The sequence below is a fragment of the Micromonospora sp. NPDC003944 genome, from assembly GCF_053605225.1.
Window position 1 is genome coordinate 58,714 of the sequence record NZ_JBSGIV010000017.1, and the last position, 20,809, is coordinate 79,522.

Annotated in this window: 26 protein-coding genes; 19 read left to right on the top strand and 7 right to left on the bottom strand. The window is 71.3% G+C overall.

Annotated elements, in window-relative coordinates; genetic code table 11:
* Nucleotides 1-846 carry an SDR family NAD(P)-dependent oxidoreductase gene (locus ACWER9_RS11310; protein ID WP_452301722.1) on the top strand — a complete coding sequence of 282 codons (846 nt, stop codon included), beginning with the start codon at nt 1-3 and terminating at the stop codon, nt 844-846.
* A gap of 6 nt (nt 847-852) precedes the next feature.
* Here ACWER9_RS11310 and ACWER9_RS11315 read toward each other — a convergent pair whose 3' ends face one another.
* Nucleotides 853-2,034: a low temperature requirement protein A gene (locus ACWER9_RS11315; protein ID WP_452301723.1), complete on the bottom strand. Its 1,182-nt coding sequence runs from the start codon at nt 2,032-2,034 to the stop codon at nt 853-855.
* Nucleotides 2,035-2,054: 20 nt separating this feature from the next.
* On the bottom strand, nt 2,055-2,477 hold the full coding sequence (locus ACWER9_RS11320) for a hypothetical protein (protein ID WP_452301724.1): 423 nt from the start codon (nt 2,475-2,477) through the stop codon (nt 2,055-2,057).
* Between the two features lie 130 nt (nt 2,478-2,607).
* On the opposite strand from ACWER9_RS11320, the gene ACWER9_RS11325 reads away from it, so the two are divergent.
* The 4 genes from ACWER9_RS11325 to ACWER9_RS11340 all read left to right on the top strand — a co-directional run bounded on the left by ACWER9_RS11325 (nt 2,608) and on the right by ACWER9_RS11340 (nt 5,924).
* Nucleotides 2,608-3,693: an S-(hydroxymethyl)mycothiol dehydrogenase gene (locus ACWER9_RS11325; RefSeq protein WP_452301725.1), complete on the top strand. Its 1,086-nt coding sequence runs from the start codon at nt 2,608-2,610 to the stop codon at nt 3,691-3,693.
* Complete coding sequence (locus ACWER9_RS11330) at nt 3,693-4,322, top strand: MBL fold metallo-hydrolase (protein ID WP_452301726.1); 630 nt, start codon at nt 3,693-3,695, stop codon at nt 4,320-4,322. Before ACWER9_RS11325 ends, ACWER9_RS11330 begins: the two co-directional genes overlap by 1 nt.
* A gap of 31 nt (nt 4,323-4,353) precedes the next feature.
* Nucleotides 4,354-4,824 (top strand): VOC family protein, encoded by a 471-nt coding sequence (locus ACWER9_RS11335; RefSeq protein WP_452301727.1) that lies wholly within the window; start codon nt 4,354-4,356, stop codon nt 4,822-4,824.
* 386 nt (nt 4,825-5,210) lie between these two features.
* The gene (locus ACWER9_RS11340) at nt 5,211-5,924 is read left to right on the top strand and encodes a hypothetical protein (RefSeq protein ID WP_452301728.1); all 714 of its coding nucleotides are present in this window, start codon (nt 5,211-5,213) and stop codon (nt 5,922-5,924) included.
* Nucleotides 5,925-5,984: 60 nt separating this feature from the next.
* On the opposite strand, the gene ACWER9_RS11345 is transcribed toward ACWER9_RS11340, so the two are convergent.
* A complete protein-coding gene (locus tag ACWER9_RS11345; RefSeq protein WP_452301729.1) occupies nt 5,985-7,355 on the bottom strand; it encodes a hypothetical protein in 1,371 nt (456 codons plus the stop codon).
* A gap of 188 nt (nt 7,356-7,543) precedes the next feature.
* Between ACWER9_RS11345 and ACWER9_RS11350 the strand changes: the two genes are divergently transcribed.
* From ACWER9_RS11350 to ACWER9_RS11370, 5 genes are all read left to right on the top strand, one after another.
* On the top strand, nt 7,544-7,867 hold the full coding sequence (locus tag ACWER9_RS11350) for a MazG-like family protein (RefSeq protein WP_452301730.1): 324 nt from the start codon (nt 7,544-7,546) through the stop codon (nt 7,865-7,867).
* Nucleotides 7,868-8,377: 510 nt separating this feature from the next.
* Nucleotides 8,378-8,962 (top strand): hypothetical protein, encoded by a 585-nt coding sequence (locus ACWER9_RS11355; protein WP_452301731.1) that lies wholly within the window; start codon nt 8,378-8,380, stop codon nt 8,960-8,962.
* A gap of 185 nt (nt 8,963-9,147) precedes the next feature.
* Nucleotides 9,148-10,140, top strand: coding sequence for a hypothetical protein (locus tag ACWER9_RS11360; protein WP_452301732.1), 993 nt, complete (start codon nt 9,148-9,150; stop codon nt 10,138-10,140).
* A gap of 108 nt (nt 10,141-10,248) precedes the next feature.
* Nucleotides 10,249-11,223, top strand: coding sequence for a pirin family protein (locus ACWER9_RS11365; RefSeq protein WP_452301733.1), 975 nt, complete (start codon nt 10,249-10,251; stop codon nt 11,221-11,223).
* Nucleotides 11,224-11,394: 171 nt separating this feature from the next.
* Nucleotides 11,395-12,063, top strand: a complete 669-nt coding sequence (locus tag ACWER9_RS11370) for a hypothetical protein (RefSeq protein ID WP_452301734.1) — start codon at nt 11,395-11,397, stop codon at nt 12,061-12,063.
* 267 nt (nt 12,064-12,330) lie between these two features.
* On the opposite strand, the gene ACWER9_RS11375 is transcribed toward ACWER9_RS11370, so the two are convergent.
* Both ACWER9_RS11375 and ACWER9_RS11380 read right to left on the bottom strand, forming a co-directional pair.
* Entirely contained in the window at nt 12,331-12,999 is a 669-nt protein-coding gene (locus ACWER9_RS11375) for a DUF1345 domain-containing protein (protein WP_452301735.1), read from the bottom strand.
* Nucleotides 13,000-13,041: 42 nt separating this feature from the next.
* The gene (locus ACWER9_RS11380) at nt 13,042-13,314 is read right to left on the bottom strand and encodes a DUF2795 domain-containing protein (RefSeq protein ID WP_030332551.1); all 273 of its coding nucleotides are present in this window, start codon (nt 13,312-13,314) and stop codon (nt 13,042-13,044) included.
* A gap of 157 nt (nt 13,315-13,471) precedes the next feature.
* On the opposite strand from ACWER9_RS11380, the gene ACWER9_RS11385 reads away from it, so the two are divergent.
* From ACWER9_RS11385 to ACWER9_RS11405, 5 genes are all read left to right on the top strand, one after another.
* Nucleotides 13,472-13,882: a DUF2267 domain-containing protein gene (locus ACWER9_RS11385; protein WP_452301736.1), complete on the top strand. Its 411-nt coding sequence runs from the start codon at nt 13,472-13,474 to the stop codon at nt 13,880-13,882.
* Between the two features lie 217 nt (nt 13,883-14,099).
* The gene (locus tag ACWER9_RS11390) at nt 14,100-15,125 is read left to right on the top strand and encodes a TerC/Alx family metal homeostasis membrane protein (protein WP_452301737.1); all 1,026 of its coding nucleotides are present in this window, start codon (nt 14,100-14,102) and stop codon (nt 15,123-15,125) included.
* Between the two features lie 75 nt (nt 15,126-15,200).
* Entirely contained in the window at nt 15,201-15,800 is a 600-nt protein-coding gene (locus tag ACWER9_RS11395; RefSeq protein ID WP_452301738.1) for a sulfite oxidase-like oxidoreductase, read from the top strand.
* Nucleotides 15,801-15,807: 7 nt separating this feature from the next.
* Nucleotides 15,808-16,572 carry a ferredoxin reductase gene (locus ACWER9_RS11400; protein ID WP_452301766.1) on the top strand — a complete coding sequence of 255 codons (765 nt, stop codon included), beginning with the start codon at nt 15,808-15,810 and terminating at the stop codon, nt 16,570-16,572.
* Between the two features lie 35 nt (nt 16,573-16,607).
* Nucleotides 16,608-16,901: a DUF6510 family protein gene (locus ACWER9_RS11405; RefSeq protein WP_357351359.1), complete on the top strand. Its 294-nt coding sequence runs from the start codon at nt 16,608-16,610 to the stop codon at nt 16,899-16,901.
* A gap of 283 nt (nt 16,902-17,184) precedes the next feature.
* Here the strand turns inward: ACWER9_RS11405 and ACWER9_RS11410 are convergent, their stop codons facing one another.
* On the bottom strand, nt 17,185-17,592 hold the full coding sequence (locus ACWER9_RS11410) for a pyridoxamine 5'-phosphate oxidase family protein (protein WP_452301739.1): 408 nt from the start codon (nt 17,590-17,592) through the stop codon (nt 17,185-17,187).
* Between the two features lie 123 nt (nt 17,593-17,715).
* Between ACWER9_RS11410 and ACWER9_RS11415 the strand changes: the two genes are divergently transcribed.
* Nucleotides 17,716-18,450 carry a VOC family protein gene (locus ACWER9_RS11415; protein ID WP_452301740.1) on the top strand — a complete coding sequence of 245 codons (735 nt, stop codon included), beginning with the start codon at nt 17,716-17,718 and terminating at the stop codon, nt 18,448-18,450.
* A gap of 55 nt (nt 18,451-18,505) precedes the next feature.
* Here the strand turns inward: ACWER9_RS11415 and ACWER9_RS11420 are convergent, their stop codons facing one another.
* Nucleotides 18,506-19,135, bottom strand: coding sequence for a TetR/AcrR family transcriptional regulator (locus ACWER9_RS11420; protein WP_452301741.1), 630 nt, complete (start codon nt 19,133-19,135; stop codon nt 18,506-18,508).
* Between the two features lie 60 nt (nt 19,136-19,195).
* Here ACWER9_RS11420 and ACWER9_RS11425 point away from each other — a divergent pair, with 60 nt between their 5' ends.
* Genes ACWER9_RS11425 through ACWER9_RS11435 form a run of 3 tightly spaced genes read left to right on the top strand, consistent with a single transcriptional unit; the run spans nt 19,196 to nt 20,778 of the window.
* A complete protein-coding gene (locus ACWER9_RS11425; protein WP_452301742.1) occupies nt 19,196-19,498 on the top strand; it encodes a hypothetical protein in 303 nt (100 codons plus the stop codon).
* On the top strand, nt 19,495-20,244 hold the full coding sequence (locus ACWER9_RS11430; protein WP_452301743.1) for a class I SAM-dependent methyltransferase: 750 nt from the start codon (nt 19,495-19,497) through the stop codon (nt 20,242-20,244). Before ACWER9_RS11425 ends, ACWER9_RS11430 begins: the two co-directional genes overlap by 4 nt.
* A gap of 6 nt (nt 20,245-20,250) precedes the next feature.
* Complete coding sequence (locus ACWER9_RS11435) at nt 20,251-20,778, top strand: GNAT family N-acetyltransferase (RefSeq protein ID WP_452301744.1); 528 nt, start codon at nt 20,251-20,253, stop codon at nt 20,776-20,778.
* The last annotated feature ends 31 nt before the right edge of the window (nt 20,779-20,809 follow it).

Below are 20,809 nucleotides of genomic sequence, written 5' to 3' on the forward strand. Positions count from 1 at the left end.
GTGCAGAGGTTCGACTTCGCCGGCGCGACAGCAGTGGTCACCGGGGCGGCAAGCGGCATCGGCGCCGCGCTGGCCCACGCGCTGGCCCGCCGCGGCAGCGACCTCGTCCTGCTGGACCGCGACGCCGAGCGGTTGGACGCGGTCACCGCCGCGATCCGCGCCGACCACCCGGATCGTCGGCTCGCCACGTACCTCGTGGACCTCGCCGACCAGACCGCCACCGCCCAGGTGGCCACGGAGATCAGCCACCGGCACCCGCGCATACGCCTGCTCGTCAACAACGCCGGGGTGGGCCTCGGCGGCCGGTTCGACCAGGTGACGTTCGACGAGTTCAGCTGGGTCATCGAGGTCAACTTCCGGGCCGTGGCGCAGCTGACCCACGCGCTGCTGCCCACCCTCCGCGCCGAGCCGGGCGCGCACCTGGTCAACATCTCCAGCCTGTTCGGGCTGATCGCGCCCGCCGGGCAGACCGCCTACTCGGCGAGCAAGTTCGCCGTACGCGGCTTCACCGAAGCGCTGCGCCACGAGCTGGTCGACGACGGCATCGGGGTCACCTCGGTGCACCCCGGCGGCATCCGCACCCGGATCACCGAGAACGCCCGGATCGGCAGTGGCGTCTCGCACGACGAGTACGCGGCCGGGCGGGCGCAGTTCGAGAAGCTGCTGACCATCGCGCCGGAGCGGGCAGCCGAGGTGATCCTGCGCGGCGTCGAGCGGCGTCGCGGCCGGGTGTTGATCGGCTGGTCGGCGAAGCTGCCCGACCTGCTGGCCCGGGTCATGCCGGCCTCGTACAACCGGCTCCTGGTCACCGGCCTGAACCGAGGTGTGGCCCGCGAGGTGGCGTGACCGCAGTCAGGCCGGGCCGGCAACCGTCGCGTTGGGCCCGACGTCGCGGCGGCGTACCAGCACCGTCACCGTCACCAGAGCGACAAGCAGCGCCGCTAGCACGTACACCGGGGCCGGGCCGAGCGGCGCGAGCAGCGCCAGCAGCGCGACGACCGGAAAGGCGACGACCACCGCGCCGTGCTGGTGCCGGCGTACGTGCAGCACCCACACCGTGAGCAGGAAGACCGCGATCGGGATGGCCACCGCGTACCCGGCGGTGACCTCGGAGATGTGCGCGAGGTGCCGTTCGACGTCCACAGTCGCGCCCAGGCCGGCACCGACCGCAGCGATCGCCCCGAAGACCAGGTAGTGGCCATAACCCCAGATCAGGGAGTACGGCATCCGGTCGGGTGCCTCGATCGGCCGGTCGAAGTAGAGCCACCAGAGCGCGAACACGATGACCGCGCCGGCCGCCGCGAGCGACCACAGCCGGTGCTCCCCGGCGTCGAGCCCGGTCTGGATCGCCATCGAGATGGCCAGGACCGTCTCGCCGAGCACGATGAGGGTGAACAGCCCATACCGTTCGGTGATGTGTCGGGGGTGCCACGGGGTCATTCCGGGACGTTCGGCCACCGCCGGCACCAGCAGGTCGGCCAGCACCAACAGCACGAACGACGCCAGGCCCCACTCGGCGGGCAGCAACAGCCGCAGCAGCCACCCGAGTTGCACCACGCTCACGCCGATCGCGTAGCGGCGCGCCGCCGGACGGTGCCCGGGGTCGCCGGCCGCCGCGCGGCTCCAGTGCACGACAGCCGCCAGCCGCATCACCACGTACCCGTAGGTGATGACGGTGAAGTCGCCGTCGGTGAAAGCCCGCGGCACCCCGGCCGCCAGGATCAACGCTCCGCTGATCTGCACCAACGTGGTGATGCGGTAGACGTCGTCGTCGGTGTCGTAGGCCGAGGCGAACCAGGTGAAGTTCACCCACGACCACCAGATCGCGAAGAAGACCATCAGGTAGCTGACCACCGCGTGCCGGAGGTGACCTTCGGCGACGTCGTGGTGCAGACTGCTCGCCGCCTGGGCGACCGCCACCACGAAACACAGGTCGAAGAAGAGTTCCAGTGGGGTGGCGGCGCGGTGCGGCTCGTCGCGGCGACGAGGTCGCATCGGCCGGTAGAACGGCCGCACCGAACGCGAGGCGGTCAACTGGGTTCCTCAGACCTGGCTCAGCGGCGCCGCCGACGGCCGTGGGTCAGCCCCTCCAGAACGAGGGTCAGCCCCGCTCCGACCAGCCAGACGTCCTTGGCGAGGCCCGCGCCCTGCTGGTTCGGCCGGATGCTGCCGGGTTCCCGCAACCCGGGTGTCTTGAGGTACAGCTGCACCAGGCCCGCACCGAACGCGGTCAGACCGAGCCCGACCAGCGGCGCCGGCACGAACGGCGCGATCAGCGCGGCCCCCAGGGCGACCTCCGAGTACGCCAGCAGCTTCGCGAAGCGCCCCGGCTCGAACTGGCCCAGCTGCGGCACGGCGGTGACCGCCATCCCGTGCATGGTCTCCGCGGCGGCGCCCTCCAGGTTCCGTTTCTCCAGACCCGAGTTGAGGAAGTACGCGCCGATGCTGAGCCGCAGCGGCAGGTGCGCGAGTTTCATTGTCACTCCCCGGTGGCCGTTGTCGAATGCGGCCCGCGTACCCCGGACCGCCCGCGATAACCCGCCGGGCCGGCTGGGCTGGCCGTGGTGGTCGCGGTAGGTTCGCCAGAGACCACCAGCGGGAGGCGAAGTGAGCCAGGAAGTCCGGGGAGTCATCTCCCGCAGCAAGGGAGCGCCGGTCGAGGTCACCACCATCGTGGTGCCCGATCCCGGGCCCGGTGAGGCGATCGTCCGGATCCAGTCGTGCGGGGTCTGCCACACCGACCTGCACTACCGCGAGGGCGGCATCAACGACGAGTACCCGTTCCTGCTCGGGCACGAGGCCGCGGGCATCGTCGAGCAGGTCGGTGAGGGCGTCACCGACGTCGCCCCGGGCGACTTCGTGGTGCTCAACTGGCGGGCGGTCTGCGGGGTGTGCCGTGCCTGTCGTCGGGGTCGGCCCTGGTACTGCTTCAACACCCACAACGCGAAGCAGCGGATGACCCTCACCGACGGCACCGAACTCGCCCCGGCGCTCGGCATCGGCGCGTTCGCCGAGAAGACCCTGGTGCACGCCGGTCAGTGCACCAAGGTGGACCCGGCGGCCCGACCCGCCGCCGTCGGTCTGCTCGGCTGCGGGGTGATGGCCGGGTTGGGCGCGGCGATGAACACCGGAAACGTCACCCGGGGCGACTCGGTCGCAGTGATCGGCTGCGGCGGCGTCGGGGACGCGGCGATCGCCGGTGCGGTCCTCGCCGGTGCCACCACGATCGTCGCGGTGGACACCGACGGTCGCAAGCTCGACTGGGCCCGCGCGTTCGGCGCCACGCACACCGTGAACGCCTCCGAGACCGACCCGATCGACGCGATCCGTGCCGCCACCGGCGGCTTCGGCGCCGACGTGGTGATCGACGCGGTGGGCCGCCCGGAGACGTGGAAGCAGGCGTTCTACGCTCGCGACCTGGCCGGCACCGTGGTGCTGGTCGGCGTACCGACCCCGCAGATGCAGGTCGAGTTGCCGCTGTTGGACGTCTTCGGGCGCGGCGGTGCCCTCAAGTCCAGTTGGTACGGCGACTGCCTGCCCAGCCGCGACTTCCCGATGCTCACCGAGCTGTACCTGCAGGGGCGGCTCGACCTCGACGCGTTCGTCACCGAGGAGATCGCGCTCGACCAGGTCGAGACGGCGTTCGAGCGGATGCACCACGGCGACGTGCTCCGCTCGGTGGTGGTGTTCTGATGACCGCCCGCGTGGACCGGACGGTCGCCTCGGGCACGTTCTCGCTGGACGGGCAGACGTTCGACGTGGACAACAACGTCTGGGTTGTCGGTGACGACCGCGAGTGCGTCGTCCTGGACGCGCCGCACGACGTGGCGGCGATCCTCGCCCTGGTGGGCGACCGGCGGGTCCGGGCGATCCTGGCCACCCACGCCCACGACGACCACGTGCGGGTGGCGCCCGAGTTGGCCGAGGCCACCGGTGCGCCGGTGCTGCTGCACGCCGCCGACCGGGTCCTCTGGGACATGGTCCACCCGCAGCTGCCACCCCACGGCGAGCTGCACGACGGGCAGGTCGTCGAGGTGGCCGGCACTACGCTGCGGGTGCTGCACACCCCCGGGCACAGCCCCGGCGCGTGCAGTTTCCACGCACCGGAGCTGGGTGTGGTCTTCACCGGCGACACGCTCTTCGCCGGTGGGCCGGGCGCGACGGGCCGCTCGTACAGCGACTTCGACACCATCGTCCACTCGATCCGTACCCGCCTGCTGACCCTTGCGGCGGAGACGGTCGTGCACACCGGCCACGGCGACGACACGACGATCGGCGCGGAGGCCCCGCACCTGCAGGAGTGGCTGGCGCGGGGCCACTGAACCCGACGGCCCTGGGGCTAGGATCGTGCTCATGACCGCCGACCCGCCCAGGCCAGTCGTCCGTCAGCTGCGCCTCGTGGTGGAGGCCGCCGACCACGAGGCCGCCGTCGCGTTCTTCCGCGACGCGCTGGGCCTGCCGGAGGAGGCGGCGTTCACCAGCGAGGGGGACGCCCGGGTGGTGATCCTGGACGCCGGCCGCGCCACCCTGGAGATCGCCAGCCCGGCACAGAAACGCCTGATCGACGAGGTCGAGGTGGGTCGGCAGGTCGCGCCACGCATCCGGGTGGCCTTCGAGGTGGACGACGCGGAAGCGACGACCGCCCGCCTGGTGGCCGCCGGGGCGAGCGAGGTCGCGCCGCCGACACGCACGCCGTGGCAGTCGCTCAACTCCCGCCTCGACGCCCCCGCTGGCCTGCACATCACCGTCTTCCAGGAACTCCTCCGGCCGGACGAGCAGGCCGGGACGCGGGCCGCCGATTCTGGGCGTGACACCGACGGCTGAGTCCATGGCCCGATCGGCAAGGCCCCGGTCGGTGCGCCCGCGCCAGGCCGTTAGGGCCCGGTAACGACAAGCCGCCCAGTCCCCACCCAACCCGCCTCGCACGTTCCCTTTGCTCTGCTTACCTATACGCACCACGTCCCCTGTGACCTCCGGCGCCTGAAACACCCTCCGTCACGGTCCTCACCGTCTGTTCCGTAGAGGGCCGCGATGTCCGAGGTGGTGCCGTGACCGGGACCGCATCGGACTGCCCCTGCGGCATTTCCGGAATGCCCGACACGTGAACCCGGTTGTGTCCCCCGTACCGCCGAAGCCCAAACCCTTTCCGCGGTCATCTCCCGAGGCGCGTTCACCCCGGAGCGCTCCGCACGATCGAAAGGGCAACCATCGTGAAGGCCGACTTCACTCGATGGCTCCCCGCCATCGCTAAGGACTCGTACCGCAAGACCGCGCTGAGTGTGGCGGGTGTGGCCGCCCTCGGCGGTCTGGCACTCGCGCCGACCGCAGCCGCCGCCCCGGTCACCTCCGGACCGCACCAGGGCGCCGTCGCCGCCATCGACCTCGCCACCGGCAAGGCCGCCACCTCCGCAAACCCGGACGAACAGCCCGTCGAGTCGGGTCTCACCACCGGCTCCGCCACCGGCAAGCCGCCGGCGGGCAAGCCGAGCCGCGCCCAGCTGATCCCGCACGGCATCGAGGGCGCCCAGTCGCGCGTACCCCTCGACGACGCGCAACTGGCCAACGCCCGGGCCATCGTCGACGCCGCCAAGAAGACCGGCGTCGGGGACCGGGGCGCGGTGATCGGCGTCGCCACGTCGCTCCAGGAGTCGAAGCTGTACAACCTCGGCCACCTCGGCGCGTACAACGACCACGACTCGCAGGGCCTGTTCCAGCAGCGTCCGTCGTCCGGTTGGGGCACGCCCGACCAGATCACCGACCCGGAGTACGCCGCCACGGCGTTCTTCAGCGCACTCAAGAACGTCGGCGGCTGGCAGGACCTGCCGCTGACCACCGCCGCGCAGACCGTGCAGGTCTCCGCCTTCCCCTACGCGTACGCGCAGTGGGAGGAGCAGGCGGCGGACATCGTCCAGCAGCTCTGGTGACACCCGCACGTCCCCGCGCCGGCCGGTCCCGTTCAGGGGCCGGCCGGCGTCGTCGTGCCCTCAGCAGGCCGGGTAGAGGCGGCGGGTCCCGACCCCGGCCCCGTACGCGTCCCGGTCGCTGAACCGGCAGCCGTAGTCGGGTCGGGCCACCACCGTCGGGTCGGTCACGGTGTCGCCGGACGGGCGCTTGCCGGTGCGTACCCAGGACACCAGATCGTCCCAGGCGGTGCCGGCCTCGGCCGGGGTGAACTCGCAGTGCTGCGTCGTTCTGATCGCCCGCTGCACCACCAGCTTGCTGCGACCGTGCCGCGCCACATCTGTGGCGTACGCCTGCTCCATGCTGAACGGCACGAACAGGTCACCGAGACCGTGCAGGCTGAGCACCGGCGCGCTCGGACGGCCGGCGATCTGCGGCACCTCGGTCAGCGTCGGCAGGAGCCGCTGCCAGACGTTCTCCGGGGCGACCCGCCGCACCGTCGCGTTGACGTTGACCGGGCTGTTCGGGGCGTAGCGGGTGAGCAGGTTGGTGGAGAGCTGCCCGGGCCGCTGCGCGGGGGAGTCGCCGGTCCCGGTGGGCACGCTGATCGAGAAGAGGAAGTCCTTCCAGAGCGCGAACGCCGCGTCCGCACCCGGGCGGGGCCCGCCGGAACGGTTCACCGTGATCGCCCGCAATTGCTTGCCCCGGTCCGTGGTGGTGTCCGGCCCGGTGGGGGTCAGCCCGGCCAGGCCGAGCGCCACCTGGATGCGGGGCACCGCGTTCGTCAGGTAGTCAGCCGGCGTGGGGTAGGCGGGCACCCCGGCGAGCGTCTGCGCCACCAGGTTGTAGTCCAGGTAGAAGTCCAACAGCGTCTGATCGCCGAGCACCCCGCACATCGGCAACCCGCCGTCGTAGAAGCCGGGATACTGCTCCAGCGAACGCCCGATCACGTAACCACCCATCGACACCCCGGCGATGTAGGTGTGCTGCGGCCGGCGGACCGTCCGCCCGAAGTGGTCGGCGAGATCCTTCGTGCCCGTCACCCCCGAGCGGATGTGGAAGCCGTTACGGTCGTACGACGATGACGCCCAGGCGTACCCCTGCTCCAGGAGGCGCTGGCGAAGCCCGAAGCCCGGCGGTTCCGGTGAGAGCACGGTGCCCTGACCGCGGTAACCATGCGCCCACAACACCAGGTCGCCGTTCCACCGGGCGGGGACCTCGATGATGTACCCGGCGTGCCGGTGCACGCCCTGGCGTACCGTCGTCGGCCTGCCGTCCACGACCAGCGGGGCCAACGGCGGATTCTCGATGGTGTAGCCGGGTAGCGGCTCACCGCCCCTCGCGTCGCGGCCGGTGGCGGTGGCCGGCGCGGCACCGACCAGACCGAGTGCGAGGGTCATCGTCACGGTGGTGGCGAGCAGTCGGCGCAGGGTGCGAACGGGTGTGGACAGCATCGGTGCTCCCCATCGGACGGGTGTCGCCCGGGGGCGACCAGCGGGACGGATGCCTACCGGCCGGTAGCGTCCTGAACCTAGAACTGCCGTCGACACGTGTCAATGGATACGCTGATCAGCCGGTCAACAGGCTGTCCAGCCGTACCCGGACGTTCGAGTCGGTGGGCCGATCGGGTTGACTGACAGCCGTGGACGAGTCGATCTGGGAGGCGGCCCGAACGTCGCGCGGCTGGCTGGACGCGGCGAACGGCACCGGGCAGACCGAACTGACCTGCCGCATCCTCAAGCTCACCGAAGAGGCGGGGGAGGCCTCGGCCGCCTGGATCGGTCTGCTCGGGCAGAATCCGCGCAAGGGCGTCACCCACACCCGCGAGGACGTCGCGGCGGAGCTGGCCGACGTCGCTTTCACCGCGTTGGTGGCCATCGAAAGTCTGGGGCTGGACGCACAGGCAACCCTGGACGCCTGCGCCGCAAAGGTGCGCTCCCGCCTGACAGCCCAAGACCGCCCCTAGCGTCCGGTTCCTCTGCGTCCGGTGTCCGCCGTCTACGGGCGCGGATCGTGATCGTTATGTCGGCTTTGTGGCATTCTGCGTTGTGTCGGGGCGCACCCGGGGGCCGGAATGTTGGCCGGGCCGGGGTCGTTACACACCCTGACGATCGCAGCACCACGACCCGCTAGCCCGATCCCCTCGGCTCGCCCACGCGAGGTTGCGGACGCGGGGTCCGGCACGGGATGTCGGGTTCGGCAGGTTGGAATGCCAGCCCCGCCGCGGTCGTTACAACCCCCACGACCGGCACCGCCTCCACGAGGGTGCCGAACGGATGGGCCAAACCCCGGAATGACCCCGGCCCGCCGGTGGTTACACATGGACCCGGCGCCACGAGCCCCCGCCCGTGAGGTCGCCGGCGCGACGCCCGACGGGCGTCACCCCCTCAGACTTTCCCCTTGAAAGTGCAGCGCCGGACGAGGTGCTCACACCCGTACGTGTGCGGGTGTCCTTACCCCCGAAGGAGCTACCCCCATGAACACGATCATGCGTAAGAGCGTGCTGTCTGTTGCTGGTCTCGCGTTCGCCGGTGGTGTGTTCGCCGGTCCGATCGCGCACGTGGCCAACCCGGTCGACACCAAGCCCGTCGCCATGGCGGTACAGGCCGACAAGCCCGACGCCAGCAAGCTGATCCCGCACGGTACCCAGGGCGAGCAGTCGCACATCACCCTCAACGACGAGCAGACCGCGAACGTCAAGGCGATCATCGCCGCGACGAAGAAGGCGGGCCTGCCGGAGCGGGCGGCGGTCATCTCGATCGCGACGAGCCTGCAGGAGTCCAAGCTGGAGAACCTGGGTCACCTGGGTGACATGAACGACCACGACTCGCTGGGCCTGTTCCAGCAGCGCCCGAGTTCGGGTTGGGGCACCCCGGAGCAGATCACCGACCCCGAGTACTCGACGACCGCGTTCCTCAAGGGCCTCAAGCAGGTCGACGGGTGGCAGGACATGGCCCTGACCGACGCCGCGCAGACCGTGCAGGTCTCGGCCTACCCGGACGCCTACGCCCAGTGGGAGCAGCAGGCCGCCGACCTGGTTGGCCAGTACTGGAACAGCTGACCCGCGGCACAGCACGATCCGCACCAGAGCACGGCAGGACCACAGCACGGCACCGACCGCTGGCCGGCACCCGCAACCCGGGGTGCCGGCCAGCGGTCTTTCTGCTGCCGTCGGGCGGGCGACGTGTGATCCGATCGGCTGGCGGGGACGTACCCCTCGGCGGGGACCGGCGGAGGGACAGAGACATGGCCGCAGTGGGGTACGGCGTGGGTCGGGAACCGGGGTCGGAGCCGGAGCCCTCGGGTGAGGCCGCACCACGACGGTGGTCCACCGGTGCCCGCCTGTTGGCGGCTGCGGCTGCCGTCGTGTTGCTCCTGGGTGCGGCGGCGGTGGCCGTGATCGTCGCCGACCCCGACCGCCTCGGCATGACCTACTCCAGCCAACCCGACGGCACGGGCCCGGACGGCACCGGCTCCGACGGGGCTCCCCCGGAAGACGCGCGGCCCGACGACACTCCCGGCGGCCGTTCGGAGGGTACCGCCGGGCCAGGCGCGGCTGGGGGTCGGCGCGGTGCCGCCGCAGAGCACGTGCTGACAGCGCCGCTGGCGGGTCGGCAGCGGGGCACCTTCGTCCTCGCGGACGGGTTGTCCTCGTTCGAGCTGCGGGTGGCCGGTCTGGGCGATGACCTGTACCGGATCAGCACCCCGGCCGGCTCGGCGGTGACGGGCCGACCGACGGTGCGGGGGGAGACCGTGCGACTTGGCCTCGTGGGCTCCGGTACGCGGGGGCCGCGCGCCGTACGGGTGTTGCTCAACGAGCGGGTCAACTGGCGTCTGCACCTCGTGGGCGGGGTGAGCAGTCAACTGCTGGACCTCACCCGAGCGCGACTGCGGGGCGTGGAACTCGCCGGCGGCTCCAGCCGCACCGAGATTCTCCTGCCACCGATCAAGGCCGCCGACAGCCCCGCCGGTCCGCGATCGGGCAGCCCCGTCAGCACCCTGACCGTACGACTGACCGGTGGGACCAGCCAGCTCGACGTGCGGGTCGCCGGGGAGACTCCGGTACGGGTCAGGGCGGGAGTCGGCGCCGGCTCGGTGGTGGTACGCGACGACCGCTGGGATGGGGTGGCCGCGGGCGCGGTGCTGGGTACGCCGGGCTGGGACCGATCCGCGGCGCGCCTGTACCTGGATCTGGTCGCCGGCGCCAACAGCGTGCTGGTCTCCTCCCGCAACAGGTGAAACGGCGCCGGGCCGCCTCAGCCACCCGACGGCCACGGGCTGGTGAACCCCGCCCGTCCTGGATGGAAGCGCCGAGGTCGAGGGTGGGCGTGCGCGTACAGTCGGGCGGTGGAGCGTACTGAATCGATGCTGGCGCAGACCCGACCGCCCGGCGTGGCCGACGTCGATCCCGGCAGTGTGTTGTTGCCCGGCCACGACGTGCCGTTGGGTCGCTACACCACGGTCCGGCGGCTGCTTCCGCAGCGGGCCCGACGGATGGTGGGCGCGTGGTGTTTCGTGGACCATTTCGGCCCGGACGACGTGGCGCAGCGCCCCGGTATGGAGGTGCCGCCGCACCCGCACACCGGTCTGCAGACGGTGACCTGGCTGCTCGACGGTGAGATTCTGCACCGCGACAGCCTCGGCAACGTGCAGCCGATCGTGCCCGGTCAGCTGAACGTGATGACCTCCGGGAACGGCATCGCCCACTCGGAGCGTTCGCCGGCCACCCATCCGCCAGTGATGCACGGCGTGCAGCTCTGGGTGGCGCTACCGGACCCGGCGCGGGCCGGAGCGGCCGACTTCGCACACCACGCCGACCTGCCGCGCTGGCGCGACAGCGACGTGGACGTCACCCTGCTGGTCGGCGAGTTCACCGGGGAGCGGTCACCGGCGGTGGTGCACACCCCGCTGGTGGGCGTGCAGATGGAGTTGGGCGGCACGACGCCGGCGACGATGTCGTTGCGGCCCGACTTCGAGTACGCCGTGCTGGCGATGTCCGGGTCCGCGGAGGCGGCCGGGGTCGGGTTCGAGCCGGGGGCGCTGCTGTATCTGGGCTCGGGCCGCCGGGAACTGACCGTGCGTGGCGGGGCGGGGGCCCGGTTGCTGCTGCTGGGCGGTGCGCCGTTCGAGGAGCCGTTGGTGATGTGGTGGAACTTCGTCGGCCGCTCGCACGAGGAGATCGCCGCCGCCCGGGAGGACTGGATGGACGGCGACGGACGCTTCGGTGTGGTCGCCGACGACTCGGCGCCGCCGCTGCCGGCACCCGCCCTGCCCACCACCCGACTCAAGGCCCGCGACCGCACCGGCGGCCTGCACGGCTGACGCGCCCCGCACCTCGTCGATCTTGCAGTTTCGGTTGCCGGAATGTCCGTCCTGCGGGCTTCTGCCCCACAGAAACTGCAAGATCGCCGGGCCGGGCCGGGCCGGGCCGGGCCGGGGCCGGGCCAGGCGGGGGCGGGGGCATGGGGGGTTGGGGCTTGGGTAGTCGTGGGGATGGCGACCAGTTTGATTACTCCGATGGCGGACCGTAAACGTCTGGCGCGTCGGCTCGCCGGGGGCGGGCGGGGCTTCGCCGAGCAGTACGGGTTCCGGGTCACCAACAACCCGGCGAGCCTGTTCCAGGTGGTCTGTCTCTCGGTGCTGCTCGCCCGTCGTGGTGACTTCCGGCGGGCGGTGGACGCGGGGCTGGCGTTGCGTGACGAGGGCTGGGACAGCGCGGCCCGGCTGGCTCGTTCGCTGCATGAGGACCGGGTCCGGGTGCTGCGCGCCAGTGGCCAGCGTGGTGACGTGACAGCGCTCGCTGATGTGCTTGGTGACCTGGCCCGGACGGTGGTCGAGCGGTACCGCGGTGACCTGCGCCGGTTGCGGGCGGTGGCGCACCACGACCCGGTTCGGGAGCGGCGGCTGCTCGCCGAGCTTCCGGGCGTGGACGACCAGGTCGTCGACCTGTTCCTCCGCGAGGCGCAGGCGTTGTGGCGGGAGGTGGCCCCGGTCGCCGACCGGCGGGCGTTGGCTGCCGCACGTCGGCTCGGGCTGGGCAGGTCGGCGGAGGACCTGGCCGGCCTCGCGACCGGCGAGTCGGAGCAGCTGGCTTGGCTGGTGGGGGCGTTGGCCCGGGTCGACCTGGAGCACCGGTACGCGGAGGTGGCCGGTCGGTCGTGACGTGCCCTGGCCCACACTTCCTCGAATTCTGACCAAACGGAGGATGTTCTGTCGTATGGTTGTACCCGGCAGTGCTGGCCGCTCGGTTCGGGCGGGCCTCCACCGCCTGGTGACCGCGACCGGTTCGGATGCGGTTCACCGCCTGGGCAGGCTTGCGTGGCGCCCTGGGTCGCGGTTCGTGACCAGGGGCGCCCGCCTGTCCCGGCCCTTCGATCGACCCCGCCCCGTGTCGCGCTCCGGGGCCAGCGTGGTCGGCCCCGCCAGACGTCACTTGGCCAGACCGGCCAGCAGGTTCACGGTCACCGCGATGATGAACGCGCCGAACAGGTACGACACCATCGAGTGCCGCAGCACCGTACGACGCATCTCGTTGCTGGTCAGGTTGGTGTCGGAGATCTGGAACGTCGTCCCGATGGTGAACGCGACGTACGCGAAGTCGGAGTAGCGGGGCGGTTCGGGCTGGTTGAAGTTCACCCCGCCGTCCGGGCCGGTGTAGTAGATCCGGGCGTACCGGGCGGCGAACACGGTGTGCACCACGAACCAGGAGAGCACCACGCTGAGCACGCCCAGGCCGCTGTGCAGCTCGCGGGTCAGCCCGGGTGGCGCGCTCTGGGCGCTGGCCACGACCAACCCCACGGCCAGCAGGCTGGCCAGGCAGGCGACGAGGAGCAGGGCGTCCCGGATCGCCCGGTTCGGGTCCTCGTGGACGGCCAGTTGGGCGGTCCGCTCGGCGTCCATCGGCCAGAGTTTGTGCCAGACCAGTACGAGCCAGCTCAGAGCGCCCACGTCCCAGCCGGCGAGCGCGGCGAGCGGCAGCGGTAGCACGAGCGCGAATGCGCAGCCGACGACGACGCCGACGACCGCCACCACGGCGAGTTGCCGCGCGGCGGGGAAGCGCACCTCCACCGGCCGGGACGGGCCACCGGTGTAGGTCATCGGTGACGACCCCGTCGCCGGGCTGTGGGCGTCACCGCTGGGTCAGATGCCGCGCAGGTGCTGCGAGACCCGGTTGTGCTTCTTGTCCCGGGCCTGCTCGGCCCGTTGGGCGGGGCCGACCTCGGGGGCTGCCTCGATACCCGCCGACCGGGCCACCTCGGTCCCGTTGGCGTAGTCGACAGGCGGCAGGGCGCGCAGCGCCTTCAGCACGTCCGGCGGGGCGCCTTCCCGTTCGGCCTCGCGGACCACGTCGTCCTTCTCGGCCGGGTAGTCCAGGCTCGACAGGTACTGCAGGACGTCGGCGTAGCTCGCCATGGCGTGGGCTCCCTCGGGCATCGGGTGTGGTGACGACCGGCGGCGGTTACCCGTCCGCCGGCCGGTCACGCCCGCCCGGCAGAGGAAAGGCGGCGTCGTTTCCCCGCCGCCGCCGCGGGTACCCGCAGGCGCCGCCGCGATCGCAAGGGAGTACGCGATGAACTACGACACCTTCATCGACCAGGTGTCCCAGCGCACCGCCACGTCGTCCGAGCGGGCGGTGGAGCTGACCAGGGCTGTCCTGGAGACCTTCGCCGAGCGGTTGACCGGCGGCGAGGTGTTGGACCTGGCCGCCCAGTTGCCCCAGCCGCTGCAACTGGTGCTGAAGCCGAGCCCGAGCACCGAGCAGGCGGACCGTTTCGGGGCCGCCGAGTTCGTCGCCCGGGTCGCGCTGCGCGCCGGTGTGCAGGAGCCCGCCGCCCGGGACGCCATCCGGGCGGTCTTCACCACGCTGCGCGAGGCGATCACCGGTGGGGAGTTCGACGACGTGGCGACGCAACTGCCGCGTGACTATCGGGGCCTGGTCGAGCAGGCGATGGCCCCGGGCGCCACGCTGCGCCGTAGTTGACGGCGCTCGTGGTGGGCACACACAGCGGTTTACCAGGGCAACCATTGATGTCCCGCTTGGCGTGGCGATTCAGCCTGGCCTAACCTTGTCGTGCGAGGGGAGTACTTCCCACGAACCATTCCGGTCAGTACGGCGCGCCCGGCGTGCCTCGGGTGGTTGCCCACCAGGTGGTGGGTGAAGGAGACCTCGAACATGACGGTGTTCGAGGAGACCCCACATGAGCCACGTGTCGTACCTGTCCGCCGCGAGTGACCTGTCGTCGGTGGGCACGCCCACGCTGTGGGCGGTCACCATCATCGGCGTCGTCCTGCTGTTGGTGCTGGACTTCCTGGTCACCCGTCGCCCGCACGAGGTGTCCATGCGGGAGGCGATCGGCTGGTCGGCGTTCTACATCGCGCTGCCGTTGGCGTTCGGTGCCTGGATCTGGTCCCGCTTCGGCTCCCAGCAGGGCGTGGAGTACCTGACCGGTTACCTCGTGGAGAAGTCGCTCTCGGTCGACAACCTCTTCGTCTTCATGCTGCTGTTGGCGGCGTTCGCGGTGCCGGCGGTGCTCGCCCAGCGGGTGCTGCTCTACGGCATCGCCGGCGCGCTGGTGCTGCGGGCCGTCTTCATCGCGCTCGGCGCGGCGGCGTTGCAGACCCTCGACTTCGCCTTCCTGCTCTTCGCGATCATCCTCATCGCCACCGCGGTGAAGCTGCTGCGTGACGCCATGTCCGGGCACCAGCAGGAAGTCGACATCAACAACATGCGGTCGGTGAAGCTGCTGCGCAAGGTCATGCCGGTGGTCGACGACTACCACGGCACCAAGATGACCGTCCGGCAGGGCGCGAAGCGGGCGCTCACCCCGTTCGCCCTGGTGGTGGTCGCGGTGCTGGCCACCGACGTCGTCTTCGCTGTCGACTCGGTGCCGGCGGTCTACGGCATCACCGAGGACCCGTACCTCGTGTTCGCCACCAACGCGTTCGCCCTGCTCGGCCTGCGGGCGCTCTACTTCGTCCTGCACGCGGCGCTGAGCCGGCTGGTGCACCTCAGCTACGGCCTGGCCATCATCCTGGCGTTCATCGGCCTCAAGCTGGGTCTGCACTGGGCGCACGGCATCTGGGACAGCGTGCCGCAGATCCCGACCCTGGCCTCGCTCGGCGTGATCATCGGTGTGCTGGTGGTGGTCACCCTGACCAGCCTGCGCGCCACCCGGGGCGGTGACCTGCCCGAGGACCGCAAGGTCGTCGCCGACCGGCACTGACCGCGCCGCGCCGGCTGACGACGGGGTACGCGGGAAAGCTCCCGCCCCCACCGGCGCGGGTGGTACGACTGTGCAATGGGAATCGTGTCACCGGGCTTCCAGGGTCGGCCCCGAACGCAGGAGCCGGCCCTGCCGCCCGGTCAGTATCTGACCGAGGACTTTCCGGTGCTCTCGGCCGGCCCGACGCCCCGGGTGTCACTGGACACCTGGGAGTTCGTCATCTCCGCCGAGAACGGCAGCGAACACCGCTGGTCGTGGCAGGAGCTGATGGCCCTGCCGCAGGAGACCCCGACGGTGGACATCCACTGCGTCACCCGCTGGTCCAAGTTCGGCACCACCTGGCAGGGCGTCTCCCTCGACACGCTGCTCGCCGACGTCGACACGGGGGCGCACTTCGCGCTCGCGCACTCCTACGGCGGGTACACCACCAACCTGCCGCTCGACGACCTGCGCGGCGGTCAGGCCTGGGTGGTGCACACCTTCGACGGCGCCCCGCTGCCGGCCGAGCACGGTGGGCCGGCGCGGCTGCTGGTGCCACACCTGTACTTCTGGAAGTCCGCCAAGTGGGTGCGCGGCATCCGGCTCAAGACGATGGACGAGCCGGGGTTCTGGGAGACCGCCGGTTACCACGACTACGGCGACCCTTGGCGCGAACAGCGGTACCAGGGTGACTGAGCGCGCCGTGGCGACCAGCACCCCACGCCGGACGCCCAACCGTTGGCAGGTTGCCCGGCTGGTGGAGCGCCGGGTGGAGACACCGACCGCGCAGACCCTGGTGTTGGAGGTGCCGGACTGGCCCGGCCACCTGCCCGGGCAGCACGTGGACCTGAGGCTCACCGCGTCGGACGGCTACCAGGCGGCCCGGTCGTACTCCCTCGCCGGGCCGGCGGTGGACGGCCCGGAGGGCCCGCGCATCGAGGTGACCGTGCAGCGGGTGCACGACGGGGAGGTGTCCCCGTACCTCATCGATGTCTTTGGGGCCGGCGACCCGATCGAGGTCCGCGGGCCGCTCGGTGGCTGGTTCATCTGGCGGCCCGAGGAGACCGCTCCGGTGCAGCTCGTCGCCGGTGGCTCCGGCGTCGTGCCGTTGATGGCGATGATCCGCGCCCGACGGGCGATGGGCAGCAAGGCGCCGTTCCGGCTGATCTACTCGGTGCGCACCCCCGGTGACGTGATCTACGCCGACGAGCTACGCCGCCGGGTCCGCGACGACTTCGGGTTGGACGTCGCGTACGTCTACACCCGCGAGGCGCCCGAGGGCTGGCGCGGTGAGCCGCACCGCATCGGGCTGGCGGACGTCAACTCGCACGGGTGGCCACCGGACCTGGAGCCGCTCACCTACGTCTGTGGCCCGACCGCGTTCGTGGAGACCGTGGCCGACCTGCTGGTGGGGCTGGGTCACCCGTCCCGTCGGGTCAAGACCGAACGCTTCGGCCCCACCGGCTGACCACCCGCTCGCTCACGCAGTGTCGAGGAGATTCGATGACCGAGATGTCGTACGTGGACGGCAACATGCTCGACGGCCCGATGCGTGAGCTGTTCACCGTCGATCTGAGCAGCGCGATGGGCCGCTGCGAGAACTGCGGGATGACCGGCTCGATGGCCAGCCTGCACGTCTACTCGCACGCCCCGGGGCTCGTCGCGCGGTGCCCGTCGTGCGAGGCGGTGATGGTGCGCCTGGTCCGTGGACCGGACCGGGCCTGGCTGGACATGCGCGGCACGACCTACCTGCAGGTGCCGATGCCGATGGAGCAGACCTTTCCCGGCCCGCTCTGACTGTGCTCCAGCGGACCGACGTCATCGGTGCAGAGCCCACACCCACACGGTTCCGAAGGCCACCGAGAGCACCGCGCCGAGCGCCAGGAAGGCGACTCCGGTACGAAGGAGCGCGATCCTGCGTGACTGCCGTTCCGGCCGGCTAGCCGGCCTGGGCCAGGACAGCGCGGACCGCCTCGACCACGGCGGTCGGCTGGTCCTTGTGCTCCTGGTCGACGTCAGCCGAGGCTGGTGCCCAGCGTGATCGGACCGTGCGGCACCGACCGATTCTCGCATCGACGGCTCACTGGGCGGTGCCCGCGAGCAGCCACCGCCGCACGGGGATCTCCAGCAGCGTCCGCTCGCCGTCCGGGCCGACCTGCCGGCCGACGTCCCAGCCGTCGTACTTGCGCACGAACGCCTCGACGACGGGCGCCGGAAAGTCGCCCCGGCGCAGGTGGGCGGCGCCCTCCGCCACCACTGGCGCGTCGCCGTCCTCGAGGGCCAGGGACACCCGGGGGTCGTTCGCGATGTTGCGGGCCTTCACGCTGCGGCTCCCACAGCCGACCCAGAACGTCGCGGAGAGGTAGACGAACCAGACCGGTGTGAGGTGCGGGGACCCGTCGCGCCGCAGGGTGCAGAGCCAGATGTTCAGTTCCCGGGACAATCGCTCCTCGACGGCGGCGGCAGGGGGCGTGGGGGTGCGGTTCATCAGGCCAGTGGATCACAGGCCCGCGCGTGCCGGCGGTGGCCCGTCGAATACTCGGGTGCTAACGGCCTGGCTCATCCCTAGGCTTCCGCCTCGAGAACCGCACAGCATCCGGTCGGAGCGGAGATGACCAGCGCGATGACGTCTCACCTGTTCGCCATCAGTTACGACGCGGCGGAGCCCGTACGCCTCGGACGGTTCTGGTCCGAGTTCCTTGGTCGGAGCATGGTGGAGGACCCGCGCGACGGCGTCCTGGTCCTGCCGGGGGCCGATCCCGACATCCCGTTGCGCTTCGTGGCGTTCGACACGCCGAAGGTCGTTCAGAACCGGATGCACTTCGACCTGACGAGCAACTCCCTGGAGGACCAGCAGCAGAAGGTGGCCAGGGCGCTGGAGCTCGGCGCGCGGCACATCGACATCGGGCAGGACCCGGACGACGACCACGTGGTGCTCGCCGACCCCGAGGGCAACGAGTTCGACGTCATCGGGCCGGGCAACAACTTCCTCGCCGGCTGCGGCCTCGTCGGTGCGCTGGCCTGCGACGGTTCGCAGGCGGTCGGCTACTTCTGGAGCGCCGCGCTGGGGTGGCCGCTGGTCTGGGACCAGGACGAGGAGACCGCGATCCAGTCACCGCTGGGCGGCACGAAGATCAGCTGGGGTGGCCCGCCGCTGATGCCGAACGGCGGCAGGGACCGGGTGCGCTTCGACCTCGTCCCGGCGCCCGGTGGCGACGTGCAGGTCGAGGTCGACCGCCTGCTCTCGCTCGGGGCGACGCGGATCGGCGCCGACCAGGACGAGACGGGCCGGCTGGTGCTCGCCGACCCCGATGGTCAGGAGTTCAGCCTCCGCACACCCCGCTAGCGCGGCCCGTACCCGACTGGCGGCTCCGGCGGCGGCGGTCTCCATTGGGCTTGCGTTAACGGCAGAGCTGCGCGTGCAGGGTGTCGTACACCCACTGCTCCCAGCGGTCCAGGGGCCAGCCTCGGTCGCGGATGAACAGCAGGTAGAGCTGCGGGCTCAGCAGGCCGTAGAGCAGGTCGGCGGCGTGTTCGACGGTCAGGTCGGCCCTGGCGCCGGGCTTGGCGATGAAGCTGCGCGCGGCCGCGGTTTGGACTTCGAGGCGCGGGTCGGTGTCCTGCTGCCACATCTCGGCCAGGCTCGGGTCCTGTGCTCCGGCCGCGCGCAGCACGTCCATGATCGGCGCCACCCGCTGAAGCACGTCGCAGGTGCCGCGCACGTGTGCCCGCAACTGCGCCTCGGCGGTGTCGGCCGCCAGTGCGTCTTTGAACCAGGCCCGCTGCATCGTGGGAATCGGCTCGTCGTCACCGGCGATGGTGACGTCGACCAGCTCCTTGAGCAGTGACGGCTTGTTGCCGAACGCGAAGTAGATGGTCTGCACGGCGACGCCGGCCCGCTCCGCGATGCCCTGCAGGGTGGTGGCCCCGTAGCCCTGATCGACGAACAGCTCGTACGCGGCCTGTAGGACACGCCGTCGGGTCTGCCGGGACTTCTCGCCCTTCTTGCCGGTGCTCTTGACCAATGGCATGACTGCACTGTAACACTAGAGTCGACCTCTAAAGCGCGACTCTAGTGAAGGAGCACAGCAATGTCTCTCATCCGGACCACCCGGTTCACCGCCGACGCCACAGATGCCGACCTCGTGCTGCAACGGCGCGGGCAGCTCCTGGCGGCGATCAGGGCGCAGTACGGCGGCCCGACCGAGACCAGGCTGATCCGCGTCGACGAGCGGACCTGGGTGGACATGTGGCGGTGGGACTCACCAGAAGTCCTCAGCGCGGCCCTGGCCGGCGCGCCGCACCTGCCGGAGGCCGCCGCCGCGTTCGCCGTCGCCCGCGATGTCACCGCGGAACAGGGCGATCTCGTCGCCGAGGACGGCTGGGCTCGGTGACGAGCTCCGGTCAGCGGTGGCTCGATGCCCGCTGGTCGTTCGTGCGCGCGCACCTGCCACCGGCACCGGCCCGCGTGCTGGAGATCGGGTGCGGGCCGGCCGGTGGCTTCGTCCAGGCCATGCGGCAGCACGGCTACGACGCCGAGGGCGTGGACCCGGCGGCCCCGTCCGGACCGGGCTACCACCGGACCGAGTTCGAAGAGCACCAGCTGAGCGAGCCGGTCGACGTGGTCGTCGCCTGCACGTCGCTGCACCACGTCACCGACCTGGACGACGTTCTGGACCGGGTCGCCGCGGCACTCACACCGGGCGGCGTCCTCATCGTCGTCGAGTGGGCCTACGAGAGGTTCGACGAGGTGACCGCACGGTGGAGCTTCGACCGGCTGCCCGACGACGGCGAGCGCGGCTGGCTGCACAGCCACCACGAGCAGTGGCTCACCTCCGGGCAGCCCTGGCACGACTACCTGGAAGGCTGGGCCGGGCGGGAGGGCCTGCACCGCGGCGACGCGATCAGCCGGGCGCTCCAGGCCCGCTTCCACAGCAGGCTGCTCAGCCACGCACCGTACTTCTTCCCCGACCTGCACCCGGTCAGCGAAGCCGACGAACAGGCGGCCATCGACGCCTGTCGGATCCGGGCCACGGGCATCCACTACGTCGGGACCACGCCATCGATCGACCACCCGCCAACCCGTACACGGCATCAAAGCGTCCGGTTGGACACCGGCGGTGCTGGTCGTTCAGAGTGATTCGCCGTGAGATACCTGCGTACCGGCGGTCCCGCCGCGATCCGGCGGCCCCGTCCCACCGACTCCGACGAGTTCGTCGCCGCCGCGCGGCGCAGTCGGGACCTGCACCACCCGTGGCTGGCCGCGCCGGCCACTCCGGAGGAGTACGACCTCTACCTGCGTCGGATCCGTCGCCGCGACAGCGCCGGTTACCTGATCTGCGACCGGGCCAGCGGTGAGATCGCCGGCTACGTGAACATCAGCGGAATCGTGCAGGGTGCGCTGCGGGGTGGTTTCCTCGGGTACGCGGCGTTCCTGCCCTACAGCGGGACCGGGCACGCCTCGGCGGGCGTCGCCCTGGTGATCGACCACGCGTTCACCTCGGCCGGGTTGCACCGGCTGGAGGCGAACATCCAACCGGGCAACGAGCCGTCGCGGCGGGTGGCCCGCAAGCTCGGTTTCCGGTTGGAGGGTTTCTCGCCGGACTACCTGTTCATCGACGGGGCGTGGCGCGACCACGAGCGTTGGGCGATCACCGCGCCAACCCCCGCCTGACCTCGTCGGACGCCCGCGTCGACCCCCACTC

Excerpts from the sequence above, each read along its gene's own strand:
- ACWER9_RS11320 (WP_452301724.1), bottom strand. The coding sequence starts at position 2,477 with ATGAAACTCGCGCACCTGCCGCTGCGGCTCAGCATCGGCGCGTACTTC.
- ACWER9_RS11330 (WP_452301726.1), top strand. The coding sequence starts at position 3,693 with ATGACCGCCCGCGTGGACCGGACGGTCGCCTCGGGCACGTTCTCGCTG.
- ACWER9_RS11335 (WP_452301727.1), top strand. The coding sequence starts at position 4,354 with ATGACCGCCGACCCGCCCAGGCCAGTCGTCCGTCAGCTGCGCCTCGTG.
- ACWER9_RS11345 (WP_452301729.1), bottom strand. The coding sequence starts at position 7,355 with ATGCTGTCCACACCCGTTCGCACCCTGCGCCGACTGCTCGCCACCACC.
- ACWER9_RS11355 (WP_452301731.1), top strand. The coding sequence starts at position 8,378 with ATGAACACGATCATGCGTAAGAGCGTGCTGTCTGTTGCTGGTCTCGCG.
- ACWER9_RS11360 (WP_452301732.1), top strand. The coding sequence starts at position 9,148 with ATGGCCGCAGTGGGGTACGGCGTGGGTCGGGAACCGGGGTCGGAGCCG.
- ACWER9_RS11370 (WP_452301734.1), top strand. The coding sequence starts at position 11,395 with ATGGCGACCAGTTTGATTACTCCGATGGCGGACCGTAAACGTCTGGCG.
- ACWER9_RS11375 (WP_452301735.1), bottom strand. The coding sequence starts at position 12,999 with ATGACCTACACCGGTGGCCCGTCCCGGCCGGTGGAGGTGCGCTTCCCC.
- ACWER9_RS11380 (WP_030332551.1), bottom strand. The coding sequence starts at position 13,314 with ATGGCGAGCTACGCCGACGTCCTGCAGTACCTGTCGAGCCTGGACTAC.
- ACWER9_RS11385 (WP_452301736.1), top strand. The coding sequence starts at position 13,472 with ATGAACTACGACACCTTCATCGACCAGGTGTCCCAGCGCACCGCCACG.
- ACWER9_RS11390 (WP_452301737.1), top strand. The coding sequence starts at position 14,100 with ATGAGCCACGTGTCGTACCTGTCCGCCGCGAGTGACCTGTCGTCGGTG.
- ACWER9_RS11395 (WP_452301738.1), top strand. The coding sequence starts at position 15,201 with ATGGGAATCGTGTCACCGGGCTTCCAGGGTCGGCCCCGAACGCAGGAG.
- ACWER9_RS11405 (WP_357351359.1), top strand. The coding sequence starts at position 16,608 with ATGACCGAGATGTCGTACGTGGACGGCAACATGCTCGACGGCCCGATG.
- ACWER9_RS11410 (WP_452301739.1), bottom strand. The coding sequence starts at position 17,592 with ATGAACCGCACCCCCACGCCCCCTGCCGCCGCCGTCGAGGAGCGATTG.
- ACWER9_RS11415 (WP_452301740.1), top strand. The coding sequence starts at position 17,716 with ATGACCAGCGCGATGACGTCTCACCTGTTCGCCATCAGTTACGACGCG.
- ACWER9_RS11420 (WP_452301741.1), bottom strand. The coding sequence starts at position 19,135 with ATGCCATTGGTCAAGAGCACCGGCAAGAAGGGCGAGAAGTCCCGGCAG.
- ACWER9_RS11425 (WP_452301742.1), top strand. The coding sequence starts at position 19,196 with ATGTCTCTCATCCGGACCACCCGGTTCACCGCCGACGCCACAGATGCC.